Annotated in this window: 13 protein-coding genes; 7 read left to right on the top strand and 6 right to left on the bottom strand. The window is 68.1% G+C overall.

The window, feature by feature from the left end:
• Positions 1 to 119 precede the first annotated feature (119 nt).
• Positions 120 to 863: an endonuclease NucS gene (gene nucS, locus ACFWFP_RS33340; RefSeq protein ID WP_379301803.1), complete on the top strand. Its 744-nt coding sequence runs from the start codon at positions 120 to 122 to the stop codon at positions 861 to 863.
• Between the two features lie 10 nt (positions 864 to 873).
• Entirely contained in the window at positions 874 to 1,164 is a 291-nt protein-coding gene (locus ACFWFP_RS33345) for an ATP/GTP-binding protein (RefSeq protein WP_379301805.1), read from the top strand.
• Positions 1,165 to 1,254: 90 nt separating this feature from the next.
• Here the strand turns inward: ACFWFP_RS33345 and ACFWFP_RS33350 are convergent, their stop codons facing one another.
• A complete protein-coding gene (locus tag ACFWFP_RS33350; protein WP_084473310.1) occupies positions 1,255 to 2,250 on the bottom strand; it encodes a hypothetical protein in 996 nt (331 codons plus the stop codon).
• Positions 2,251 to 2,336: 86 nt separating this feature from the next.
• Complete coding sequence (gene mce / locus ACFWFP_RS33355; RefSeq protein WP_378996681.1) at positions 2,337 to 2,798, bottom strand: methylmalonyl-CoA epimerase; 462 nt, start codon at positions 2,796 to 2,798, stop codon at positions 2,337 to 2,339.
• 132 nt (positions 2,799 to 2,930) lie between these two features.
• Here mce and ACFWFP_RS33360 point away from each other — a divergent pair, with 132 nt between their 5' ends.
• The 4 genes from ACFWFP_RS33360 to ACFWFP_RS33375 all read left to right on the top strand — a co-directional run bounded on the left by ACFWFP_RS33360 (position 2,931) and on the right by ACFWFP_RS33375 (position 6,013).
• Complete coding sequence (locus ACFWFP_RS33360; RefSeq protein ID WP_379301807.1) at positions 2,931 to 4,115, top strand: acetyl-CoA C-acetyltransferase; 1,185 nt, start codon at positions 2,931 to 2,933, stop codon at positions 4,113 to 4,115.
• A 96-nt stretch (positions 4,116 to 4,211) separates the two neighbouring features.
• Entirely contained in the window at positions 4,212 to 4,589 is a 378-nt protein-coding gene (locus tag ACFWFP_RS33365) for a DUF3817 domain-containing protein (RefSeq protein ID WP_379301809.1), read from the top strand.
• 61 nt (positions 4,590 to 4,650) lie between these two features.
• Positions 4,651 to 5,520 carry a tetratricopeptide repeat protein gene (locus ACFWFP_RS33370; RefSeq protein ID WP_379301916.1) on the top strand — a complete coding sequence of 290 codons (870 nt, stop codon included), beginning with the start codon at positions 4,651 to 4,653 and terminating at the stop codon, positions 5,518 to 5,520.
• Between the two features lie 100 nt (positions 5,521 to 5,620).
• Entirely contained in the window at positions 5,621 to 6,013 is a 393-nt protein-coding gene (locus ACFWFP_RS33375) for a nitroreductase/quinone reductase family protein (protein WP_379301811.1), read from the top strand.
• Here the strand turns inward: ACFWFP_RS33375 and glgB are convergent.
• From glgB to ACFWFP_RS33395, 4 genes are all read right to left on the bottom strand, one after another.
• Entirely contained in the window at positions 6,010 to 8,166 is a 2,157-nt protein-coding gene (gene glgB / locus ACFWFP_RS33380) for a 1,4-alpha-glucan branching protein GlgB (protein WP_379301813.1), read from the bottom strand. The two genes, ACFWFP_RS33375 and glgB, sit on opposite strands and share 4 nt — an antisense overlap.
• On the bottom strand, positions 8,166 to 10,166 hold the full coding sequence (locus ACFWFP_RS33385) for a maltotransferase domain-containing protein (protein ID WP_379301815.1): 2,001 nt from the start codon (positions 10,164 to 10,166) through the stop codon (positions 8,166 to 8,168). The genes glgB and ACFWFP_RS33385 overlap by 1 nt, the downstream gene beginning before the upstream one ends.
• A 64-nt stretch (positions 10,167 to 10,230) precedes the next feature.
• Positions 10,231 to 10,875, bottom strand: a complete 645-nt coding sequence (locus tag ACFWFP_RS33390) for a LysE family translocator (RefSeq protein WP_379301817.1) — start codon at positions 10,873 to 10,875, stop codon at positions 10,231 to 10,233.
• A gap of 51 nt (positions 10,876 to 10,926) precedes the next feature.
• The gene (locus ACFWFP_RS33395) at positions 10,927 to 11,517 is read right to left on the bottom strand and encodes a TetR/AcrR family transcriptional regulator (protein WP_379301819.1); all 591 of its coding nucleotides are present in this window, start codon (positions 11,515 to 11,517) and stop codon (positions 10,927 to 10,929) included.
• Positions 11,518 to 11,596: 79 nt separating this feature from the next.
• On the opposite strand from ACFWFP_RS33395, the gene ACFWFP_RS33400 reads away from it, so the two are divergent.
• Positions 11,597 to 12,016: a VOC family protein gene (locus ACFWFP_RS33400; protein ID WP_379301821.1), complete on the top strand. Its 420-nt coding sequence runs from the start codon at positions 11,597 to 11,599 to the stop codon at positions 12,014 to 12,016.
• Positions 12,017 to 12,019 lie beyond the last annotated feature (3 nt).

Genomic DNA, 12,019 nt, shown 5'->3' on the forward strand with positions numbered 1-12,019 from the left:
TACTGCACTCGACAGGGTGTGGGAGAGTAGGACACTGCCGGAACATCATTGCGAAAGGCCCTCCAACTTCGGTTGGAGGGCCTTTTTGCGTTCCCGGAACCGTCGCCTACAGTGCTTGGGTGCGCCTCGTCATTGCTCGTTGCCAGGTCGACTACGTCGGTCGACTGACCGCCCACCTTCCGATGGCTCGCCGGCTGTTGCTGATCAAGGCCGACGGGTCGGTGCTCGTGCACTCCGACGGCGGCTCGTACAAGCCGCTGAACTGGATGAGTCCGCCGTGCTGGCTGGTGGAGCAGGAAGTGCCGGACGCGATGCCCGCCACCTTGCCCGACGGCGTACGGCCGCTGCGGGAGGGGCAGACGCCGGAGCCGGTGACGGCGAAGGCGCTGTGGGTGGTGACCAACAAGGCCGGCGAGGAATTGCGGATCACCATCGAGGAGATCGAGCACGATTCCTCGCACGATCTCGGGGTCGACCCCGGCCTGGTGAAGGACGGCGTCGAAGCGCATCTGCAGGAGCTGCTCGCCGAACACGTGACGAAGCTCGGGGAGGGGTACACCCTGGTGCGGCGCGAGTACATGACCGCGATCGGCCCGGTGGATCTGCTGTGTCGCGATGCCGACGGCGCCACCGTGGCGGTGGAGATCAAGCGTCGCGGTGACATCGATGGTGTCGAGCAGCTCACCCGGTACCTCGAACTGCTCAACCTCGACCCGCTGCTGGCCCCGGTGGCCGGGGTGTTCGCGGCGCAGCAGATCAAGCCGCAGGCGAAGACGCTGGCCGAGTACCGTGGAATCCGGTGCCTCACGCTCGATTACGACGAGCTACGCGGCACGGAGAGCAACGTTTTCCGCCTGTTCTAGGAGGAGTGTCATGCCGCGACGTAGACCGCGCAGCGGACGTTCTGCGGCGCCTAGGCCGATGGGCGACGTGTACGGCCGGACCGAGGACGGTCCGGGCGAGGAAACCTATGTCGTGCGAACGGTTCCCGGCGCTCGTGCGGTGAAGACCTATCGGTGCCCCGGCTGCGACCACGAGATCGCGGTCGGTGTCGCCCATATCGTGGCCTGGGCTGCCGAGGGTGGCGAGGACGACCGAAGGCACTGGCACCAGGGTTGCTGGAACGGCAGGCGGACGCGCGGCATCACGCGCCGCTGGTCGTGATGGCGGAGACCGGAAAACCGAAGGCCGCCTCGATGATTCGAGGCGGCCTTCGGTTTTCCAGGTGAATGTCGTGACTAGTCCGACAGCTGGTTAGTTGACGTCGGCGCTCTCGCGGTCCTCATCGACGATGTCCTCGTCGGCGACCTCGGGGATGGCCTTGTTCTGACGCGAGCTCGACACCGACTTGTTGCCGTTGTTGCTGATCGACTTGCGCTCGGGCGTGCCGTCGAGCAGTTCGCTTTCGCGGTTGACCGCGGCGAGCATGGCGGGCACGGAATCGAGCTGACCGCGGATACCGAGCAGCTGGGCGAGCACCCGGCCGCGCAGCACGCGCATCTCCTCGGCCAGTTCCTTCGCGTGCGCGATCTTGCGCTCGGAGGTCTGGGTGGCGGAGCTGATCAGGCGGTTCGACTCGTCGGTCGCGTCCTTGATCCGCTGGGCGGCCTCGGCGCGACTGGTGGCCTCGAGCTCCTCCATGGCACGGGTCAGCTTGGTACGCCGATCGTTCATGGTGGCCTCGAAGTCCTGCTGGGTGGCCTTGCGCTTGGCTTCGGCCTCCTTGCCCAGACGTTCGACATCGGCTTGGGCGGCTTCGATGATCTTGGCCGACTCGGTGCGCGCGTTCGCGAGGGTCTGCTCGAACTCGATCTCGAGCGCCTCGCGCTTCTCCTTGGTCTCCGCGAGCAGCGACTCGTACTTGCCACGCATCTCGGTGGCCTGCTGCTCGGCGATCGACACCATCTCGGCGGCTTCGGCCTGCGCCAGCGCGCGGACCTCGGACGCTTCGTCCGAGGCCAGGCGCAGCATGCGCGAGATGCGGTCGGACATGCCTTCGGCGGTGGTCGGCGGCACGGAAAGCCGGTCGACCTCCTTGCGGAGCTCGTCGATCTCGTCACGTGCATCTTCCAGCTGGCTGGCGAGATTGCGGGCCTGCGCTGCGGCAGCGTCCCGGTCGGTGGCGGTGACGCGGAGCTCAGCGTCGAAGCGGTCGAAGTAGTTGCGCACCTCGTCTTGCGCATAACCCTTGCGCACAACGGTGAAGGGCAGTGCAACGAAGCGATTGCGATCGGACTCAGGTGACGACATGGCACACAAAATACAGCCTCGAGCGAGCCTATGGAGACTCGACCGTGATTGTGATCTCGCCGAGATTTACCGACAGTACCGGCGTACTAGTGCGTAACATCCGGGTTCGGCTCCACGAGCTCGACCAGCACACCGCCAGCATCCTTCGGATGGATGAAATTGATGCGGGAATCGGCGGTTCCGTGACGAGGGGCTTCGTACAGCAAACGCACGCCGCGTCCGCGCAGGAAACCCGAAACCGCGTCGATATCGGTGACCCGGTAGGCCAGCTGCTGCAGTCCGGGGCCGCTGCGGTCGATGAACTTGGCGATGGTGGACTCCGGGGTGAGCGGGGCCAGCAACTGCAGGGCGGTGGCGCGGTCGGCGGCGGCGGGGCACGACAGCATGGCTTCGACGACGCCCTGGGCCTCGTTGACCTCGCGGTGGGTCTCGACCATGCCGAGATTGTCGGTGTACCAGGCCACCGCGGTGTCCAGGTCGGGCACGGCGATGCCCACGTGGTCGACGGCGATGACGTAGTCGGCGGGGATGAAGTTCTCATTGGTCACCCCACGAAGCTAGCGCGGACCTGCGTGCCGGGCGCGGGCCGATACCGGTTACCGTGGAGTCCAACTCCTGCGACGCGTGCGGTGCTGCCGTGTGCGTCCGGCGAGGATCGACTCAATGAATGCGAGGCTTTCGTGACCACTTCTGTCATCGTGTCCGGTGCGCGTACCCCGGTCGGTCGGCTGCTGGGCGGTCTGAAGGGCTTCAAGGCCTCGGATCTGGCCGGTGTCGCGATCAAGGCCGCGCTCGAGAAGGGCGGCGTCGCGCCCGAGCAGGTCGACTACGTGATTCTCGGCCAGGTGCTGCAGGCAGGCGCGGGGCAGCTGCCCGCGCGTCAGGCCGCCATCGCCGCGGGCATCCCGCTGGACGTGCCGTCGATCCTGATCAACAAGGTCTGTCTGTCGGGCATCAACGCGATCGCGCTGGCCGATCAGCTGATCCGCGCGGGGGAGCACGAGATCGTGGTCGCCGGCGGCATGGAGTCGATGAGCCAGACCCCGCACCTGCTGCCCAAGAGCCGTGAGGGCTTCAAGTACGGCGACACCACCCTCGTCGATCACATGGCCTACGACGGTCTGCACGACGTGATCACCGACCAGGCCATGGGCCTGCTCACCGAGGATCGCAACGACCTGGACAAGGTGAGCCGCGAGGATCAGGACGCGCTGGCCGCGGCCTCGCACCAGCGCGCCGCCGCGGCGTGGAAGAACGGGCTGTTCGAGGACGAGGTCGTGCCGGTCGCCGTGCCACAGCGCAAGGGTGACCCGGTCTACGTGACCGAGGACGAGGGCATTCGCGCCGACACCACCGTCGAGTCGCTGGGCAAGCTGCGCCCGGCCTTCCGCAAGGACGGCACCGTCACCGCGGGCACCGCCTCGCAGATCTCCGACGGCGCGGCCGCGGTGATCGTGATGAGCAAGGCCAAGGCCGAAGAGCTGGGGCTGGAGTGGATCGCCGAGATCGGCGCCGCGGGCCAGGTCGCCGGGCCGGATTCGACCCTGCAGGACCAGCCGGCCAACGCCATCCTCGCCGCGTGCGCGAAGGAGGGCATCACGCCCGCCGATCTGGACCTGATCGAGATCAACGAGGCGTTCGCGGCCGTCGGGGTGTCCTCGACCCGCAAGCTCGGCTACGACCCGGAGAAGGTCAACGTCAACGGTGGCGCCATCGCCATCGGGCACCCGCTCGGCATGTCGGGCGCGCGCATCCTGCTGCACCTGGCGCTGGAACTGAAGCGCCGCGGTGGCGGCGTCGGTGCCGCCGCGCTGTGTGGCGGTGGCGGCCAGGGCGACGCGCTGATCATCCGCGTACCCGCCTGATCCTGTTCGACCACGAAAGCCCTGGTATTCCTCGTGAGTACCAGGGCTTTCGCTGTGACCGGTCCAACTACGTGGTGTCGTAGATCATGCGGCACAATGGTGGGCATGGGTTTCTTCGATTTGCGGTCAACGGCCAGCCGGTTCCGGTTCTTCGCGGTGCTCGAGGCACTGTCCTGGATCGGTCTGCTGACCGGTATGGCGTTCAAGTACCTGCCCGCGGAGGGCAACGAGATCGGCGTGAAGATCTTCGGCCCGGTGCACGGCGGGATCTTCGTGCTGTTCGTGCTCTCGGCGCTGCTGGCCGCGCGTGAACTGAACTGGAACTGGAAGACCACGGTGCTGGCGCTGGCGTCGAGCATTCCGCCGCTGTTCACCGTGATCTTCGAGGTCTGGGCAGTGCGCACCGGTCAGCTGGGCGAGCTGAGCGCCGACGCGAGCAAGGGCTCCGCGGCTGCCGCGCCGACGGCTTCGTGACAAACTGGAAACCGTGACTCGACCCGCTGCCCGCCGTCCTTCGCCCGCCGCTGCCGCCGCCATGTCCGGCGCGGTGGATCTGTCCGCGCTGAAGCAGCCGCCCGCCGCGCCCGGCGGTGCCGCTGCTGCTCCGGCCTCGGGGAACCACACGGTCACCGAGGCGGATTTCGAAGCCAAGGTGATCCGGCGCTCGACGCAGGTGCCCGTGGTGGTCGCGCTGTTCTCGCAGCGCAGCGCGGGCAGCGTCGAGCTGGTTCGCACGCTCGAACGGTTCAACGCCGAAGACCGCGGCGCCTGGGATCTGGCCGTCATCGAGGCCGAAGCCAATATGAACATCGTCCAGGCGCTGCGCGTGCAGGGCATTCCGACGGTGATCGCGGTGGCGGGCGGGCAGCCGCTGGCCGACTTCGAAGGCGCGCAGCCCGACCCGCAGGTGCGACAGTGGCTCGACGCGGTGATGGACGCGACCGCGGGCAAGCTCGAGGGCGATCCGGACGCGGCCCCCGCCGAACCCGAGGTCGAGGACCCGCGCTTCGTCGACGCCGAGGACAAGCTGTCCGAAGGTGACTTCGCCGGCGCCGAGGCGGCCTACGAGGCGATCATCGCCGAGGAACCCGGCAACGAGGAAGCCAAGGCGGCCCTGCGCCAGCTGCGCTTCCTGACCAGGGCTCAGCAGCTCGACCCGGCCGTGGTGGCCACCGCCGACGCCGATCCGGCGAACCTGGACGCCGCCCTCGACGCCGCCGATATCGAAATGTTCGAACAGCGTCCCGAGGCGGCCTTCGAACGACTCATCGCGGTCGTCAAGCGCACCGCGGGCGATGACCGCACCAAGGCTCGCACTCGCCTGCTCGAGCTGTTCGAGCTGTTCGATCCCGCCGAGCCGTTCGTGATCGCGGCCCGCCGCAAGCTCGCCGCCGCCCTGTACTGACACTCGCACCGCTTCACTGACACTCGCACCGCTTCGAAGCCGCCCCGCGCAACACCGCCGGGGCGGCTTCGCTGCGAGTGAGCGGTGCTACGGTCGAAATATGGCGTCCAAGAACGATATTCAGCATCGAATCGTCACCGCGTTGCAGCGGCGACTGAATCCGATACTGGGCAGACTGCCCGGTCAGCAGCTGCTCGAGACCGTCGGCCGGGTGAGCGGGCAGCCGCGGGTCACGCCGATCGGTGGTCGGCGCGTCGGCGATGAGTTCTGGTTCGTCTCCGAGTTCGGGGATCGCTCGCAGTATGTGCGCAACATCAAAGCCGAGAGCAAGGTCAGGGTGCGACTGGGCGGACGCTGGTACTCGGGGACCGCCGTGCTGCTGCCCGGGGACGATCCGCGGGCCAGACTGCGGCAGTTGCCGCGCTACAACAGCAGCGCGGTGCGGGCGTTCGGTACCGACCTGCTGACGATTCGGGTCGACCTGGATCGTTAGACCGTCGAGGACAGCCAGAGGGCGCTGTGGGGCGCCATGGTGACAGAGGCCGAGGCGGGGTGTCCGTGGCTGGGGGTGTCGACGGCGGTGACGATGCCGAGGTTGCCGATGCCGGAGCCGGCGTATTCGTGGGCGTCGGTGTTGAGGATTTCGTGCCAGGAGCCGGGGTGCGGCAGGCCGATGCGGTAGTTCTCGCGCAGGGATCCGGAGAAATTGAAGACGGCCGCCACCGCGCTGCCGTCGGAGGCCCAGCGGAGGAAAGCGAAGACGTTGGCGGTGCTGTCGTCGGCTTCGATCCAGGAGTGGCCGCCGGGGGTGGTGTCCTGGGTCCACAGCGCGGGGTGGGCGGAGTAGGTGCGATTGAGGTCGGCGACCATTGTCGAAATACCCTGGTGGAGTGGGTTTTCCAGCTCCTGCCAGTCCAGGCCGCGGTCGTTGTCCCATTCCCGGTACTGGCCGAATTCCTGGCCCATGAACAGCAGTTGCTTACCGGGGTGGGCCCACATGTAGGCGAGCAGGGCGCGTACGCCGCTCGCCTTGGCGAAGTCGTCGCCGGGCATGCGGGTCCACAGGGTGCCTTTGCCGTGCACGACCTCGTCGTGGCTGATCGGCAGGACGTAGTTCTCGCTCCACGCGTAGACCAGCGAGAACGTCATCTCGTTGTGATGCCAGGAGCGGTGGATCGGGTCGCGGCCCAGGTAGCCGAGGGTGTCGTGCATCCAGCCCATGTTCCACTTCATGGTGAAACCGAGGCCGCCGACGTCGGTGCCGCGGGTGACGCCGGGCCAGGTGGTCGACTCCTCGGCGATGGTGACCACGCCGGGATGGGCGCCGTGCACGGTGTCGTTGAGTTCCTGCAGGAAATCGACCGCTTCCAGATTCTCCCTGCCGCCATAGATATTCGGCTCCCAGCCGCCCTCGGGGCGGGAGTAGTCCAGGTACAGCATCGAGGCGACGGCGTCGACGCGCAGGCCGTCGATGTGGAATTCGGAGATCCAGAAGGCCGCGTTGGCGACCAGGAAGTTGCGGACCTCGTTGCGGCCGAAGTCGAAAACGTAGGTGCCCCAGTCGAGTTGCTCGCCGCGGCGCGGGTCGGGGTGTTCGTAGAGTGGGGTGCCGTCGAAACGAGCGAGTGCCCATTCGTCGCGGGGGAAGTGCGCGGGGACCCAGTCGAGCAGCACGCCGATGCCCGCGTTGTGGAGGTGGTCGACGAAGTAGCGGAAGTCGTCGGGGCTGCCGAAACGCGAGGTCGGGGCGTAGTACGAGGTGACCTGGTACCCCCATGAGCCCCCGAAGGGGTGCTCGGCGACCGGGAGCAACTCGACATGGGTGAATCCGGTGGTCTGGATGTATTCGGCCAGCTGGTGAGCCAGTTCGCGATAGTCGAGGCCAGGGCGCCAGGAGCCGAGGTGGATCTCGTAGGCGCTCATGGGGGAGCGGACCGCGTCGGTCCGCGCGCGCCGGTCGAGCCAGTCGCTGTCGGTCCACACGTGATCGGCGCGCGACACCACCGAGGCGGTCGCGGGCGGTACCTCGGTCGAAAAGGCAAGGGGGTCCGCATGATCCACGACGCGACCGTCGGCGCCGTGGATCCGGTACTTGTACCGCGTGCCGGGCCCGACGCCCGGCACGAATACCTCCCACACCCCGGAACCGCCCAGCGCGCGCATCGGGGCCGAGGTGCCGCTCCAGTGGTCGAAATCACCGAAGACGGTGACGCCGCGGGCATTCGGGGCCCACACCGCGAAGGAGGTGCCGTCGACTTCGCCGTCGAGGGTGGTGTAGTGGCGCGGGTGGGCGCCCAGAACCTCCCAGAGGCGGGTGTGCCTGCCTTCGCCGATGAGGTGCAGATCGAGTTCGCCGACGGTGGGCAGAAAACGGTAGCCGTCGGCGGAGATCACGGTCTGCCCGCCCGGATACTCGGCGCGGATCCGGTAGTCGTCGATCTGTGGATAGGGAAGGACCGCGTCGAAAATGCCGTGGCCCAACGACTTCAGCCGATGTTCGGACGTTCCGACCAGCACGGTCACCGCTTCGGCGTGGGGACGAAGGACACGAACCGCGGTGCCGTCGGCGTGGGCATGCGCGCCGAGGACGGTGTGCGGGTCGGTGTGGGTGCCCGCGGCCAGCAGCAGGAGATCGCGGCGCTTCATCACAGGGTCTCGCGGTAGGCCAGCGGTGCGCGGGCGGCAGTCGCGACGCTGGGCAGCGACAGGATGTGCGCGACCGCGCGGGTGGGGTCGAGGCGCACGAAATTCTGCTGGCCCCAGTGATATTCCTCGCCGCTCACCTCGTCGAAGACCACCGGGTGGTCGTGCCATTCGCGACCGATGGCGGGCAGATCGAGTGAAATGTGGCCCTGCTCGGCGGCATAGGGGTTCAGGTTGACGATGACCAGCACCGCGTCGCCGGTGGCCGGGTCGACCTTGGAGTAGGCGATCAGCGCGTCGTTGTCGATGTGATGGAAGTGGATGCAGCGCAACTGCTGCAGCGCGGGGTGGTTGCGGCGGATCTGGTTCAGGCGGGTGAGCCACGGTTCCAGCGATTCACCGCGTTCGAGGGCGCCGGCGAAATCGCGGGGACGCAGTTCGTACTTCTCCGAATCGAGGTACTCCTCGCTACCCTCGCGGACCGCTTCGTGTTCGAACAGCTCGAAACCGGAGTACACGCCCCAGGTGGGGGACAGGGTGGCGGCGAGGGCGGCGCGGATGGCGAACATGCCGGGACCGCCGAACTGCAGGCTCTCGTGCAGGATGTCGGGGGTGTTCACGAACAGGTTGGGCCTGGCCTCGTCGGCCTTGGCGGCGATCTCGTAGCCGAACTCGGTGAGTTCCCACTTGTGCACGCGCCAGGTGAAGTACGTGTACGACTGGCTGAAGCCGCGGCGGGCCAGCCCGTAGAGGCGGGCCGGGCGCGTGAACGCTTCAGAGAGGAAGATCACGTCGGGGTCGGTGCGGCGCAGTTCGGTGATCAGCCATTCCCAGAAATCGGCGGGCTTGGTGTGCGGGTTGTCCACGCGGAAGATGGTGACGCCCAAGGAGATCCAGTGCCGGACCACGCGCAGGATCTCGGCGTAGAGACCGTCGGGGTCGTTGTCGAAGTTGACCGGGTAGATGTCCTGGTATTTCTTCGGTGGGTTCTCGGCGTAGGCGATGGTGCCGTCGGGGAGGGTGGTGAACCACTCCGGGTGGGCGGCGACCCACGGGTGGTCGGGAGCACATTGCAGGGCCAGATCGATGGCGACGTCCAGGCCGAGAGCGGTTGCCTCGGCGACGAATTCGGTGAAGTCCTGCTCGGTGCCGAGCAAAGGGTGCACGGCATCGTGTCCGCCGTCCGCCGAGCCGATGGCCCAGGGTGAGCCCACGTCGCCGGGTTCGGTGGTGAGAGTGTTGTTGCGGCCCTTGCGGTTGACCTCGCCGACCGGGTGGATCGGGGGGAGATAGACGACGTCGAAGCCCATGCCCGCGATGCGGGGGAGTTCGCGGGCCGCCGTGGCGAAGGTGCCGTGGATCGGGGTGCCGTCGGCGTCGCGGCCGCCGGTGGAGCGGGGGAAGAACTCGTACCAGGAGCCGACCAGAGCACGGCGACGTTCGACGAGGACCGAGAACTGGGTGCCGCGGGTGACCATCTCGCGCAGTGGGGTGGCGCGCAGGATCTCGGCAACCTCCTCGGAGAAGGCGGGCGCGACCCGGGCCGGGAGTTGTTCGTCCCCGCGCAGGGCGGTGGCGGCGGCGCGCAGGCGTTCGAACTGCTTCTTCGGGACGGCTTGGGCGGCGCGTTCGAAGAGAACGGCGCCGATCTCCAGATCGTTGGCGAGGTCGGCGGCGGACTGGCCGACCGACAACTTCGCCTCGACCGCGCTGCGCCAGGTGGCGATGGGGTCGCTCCAGCCTTCGATGCGGTAGGTCCACACACCGGGGAGGTGGGGGGTGAACAGGGCGTTGAACACGTCGGGCTGGTAGTCGGGCGTCATCCGGACGCGGGTGATCCGGGAGGAGCCGGGGGCGCGGACCGCCAGGGTGGCGGCTACCGCGTCGTGACCCTCGCGCCAGACGACGGCGCGGACGGGGAACACCTCGCCGACTGCGGCTTTGGCCGGGCGGCCGCCGGGAATGGACGGGGCGATGTCATCGATGGCAATCCGGCCGGTCACTCGGCTAACTTACTGCATTTTCGCTGGGTGGGGAGCGTTGGCGGGCGGGGGTGAACGCGGGTGTTCAGCGGGTATCGGCGGCCAGGCCGAGGCCGAGGGCCACCAGGACGGCGGCGAGGGTTCGTTCCATCCGCTGGCGGATCGTCGCGCGGCGCAGCCAGGCGCCCGCTCGGTCGGCGGCCAGCACCACGGCCACGCACCAGGCGCCGTCGACGACGACCTGGATGGTGGCGAGGATGAGCAGAGTAGGGACGACGGGGCCTTGGTCCGGGAGGAACTGGGGCAGGATCGTCATGCCGAAGACGGCGGCCTTCGGGTTGGCGGCGATCGAGATCAGCGAGGCGCGGAAGGCGGCGGCGGGGGTGTTGCCGCCGGGCAGTTTCGCGGTGAGCGCGGCGCCGAACTCGTCGTGGTGGCCGCGGGCGTGGCGCCAGGACTGCACGCCGAGCCAGATCAGCACGGCGGCGCCGACGACGTGCATGGTGGTGTTGAGCCAGCGGTTGGCGGCCAGCAGGATCGACAGCCCGGTGCCGCCCGCGAGCGTCCAGCCGAGAATGCCGATCTCGTTGCCCACCACCGCGGCCAGACCGGCGGATCGCCCGTCGCGCACCGATCGCTGCAGGAACAGCGCCGTCGCGGGACCGGGAACCGCGGCCAAGATGATGGCGGCGACCAGGAATTCGGGCAGGACATCGACCCAGTGCGGCATCGGTGCATGGTGACACGGAGTGCCGGGGAATGGCGAACGGATTTCGTGGGGTCAGCCGATGCGCAGGCCCGCGAGGAGGCGGTCGAGGGCGGCGATGGTGTCGGTGAGCGCGTCGGGGTCGGCGGTGGTGGCCAGCCACAGCGCGGCTTCGTTCATCGCGCCGGAGAGCAGTTGGGTCAGCGGGGCGATCGGTTGCCGAGGCAGGACACCGGCGTCGACGAGGGATCGCAGGGCTTCGTCGAGGTGGCGGGCCGAGTTGGCTTCGTCCAAGGCCCGCCATTCGTGCCAGCCGAGGACGGCGGGGCCGTCGATCAGCAGGATGCGCTGGACCCGGGGGTCGGCGCAGGCTCGCAGGAACGCGGCGCAGCCGGTGGTGAGCTGCGTCCAGGGGTCGGACTCGGTGTCCGCGGCAGCGGCCACCTGCGCGCCCACTTCCTCCTGCACCTGTGTGAGGACCGCGCGGAACAGATCGGCCTTGCTGTCGAAGTGGTGGTACAGCGCGCCCTTGGTGACCCCGGCCGACGTCACGATCTCCGACAGTCCCACTGCCGCATAGCCTTTCGCGGCGAACAGCGCCCTGGTCTCGTGCAACAGCACGCGCCGCGTCTGCTCGCGTTGCCGCGTCCGTGCCGTCGAGCTCATCGACTGCCCTCCCATTGACCTACCGATGGTATGTGAACTATCGTACGATACATACCGACGGTATGTGAAAGGTGATCCCATGAAACTCAGCAGCTATTACCCCGTTCTCGCCACCACCCGGATCGCGGAATCGCGCGACTTCTACACGGCCTGGTTCGGCTTCGAGATCGTCTTCGAGGCGGACTGGTACGTGAGCCTGCGGCGGCCGGGTGCCGACGACGAGCCGACCTACGAACTGGCCCTGCTCGACCCCACCCACCCCACGATCCCGGCGGGTTTCGGCAAACCGGTTCAGGGCGTGGTGCTGAACTTCGAGGTCGACGACGTCGACGCCGAGTGGGACCGGCTCGTGCAGACCGGCGGCCTGCACCCGGAACTCGACCTGCGCACCGAAGACTTCGGCCAACGCCACTTCATCGTCGCCGACCCCGCGGGCGTGCTGATCGACGTGATCACCGAGGTCCCGCCCAGCCCCGAGTTCGCTGCCCAATTCACCTAGGCC

Source organism: Nocardia sp. NPDC060249, from assembly GCF_042728755.1.
In the GTDB taxonomy this organism is placed as follows: Bacteria; Actinomycetota; Actinomycetes; order Mycobacteriales; family Mycobacteriaceae; genus Nocardia.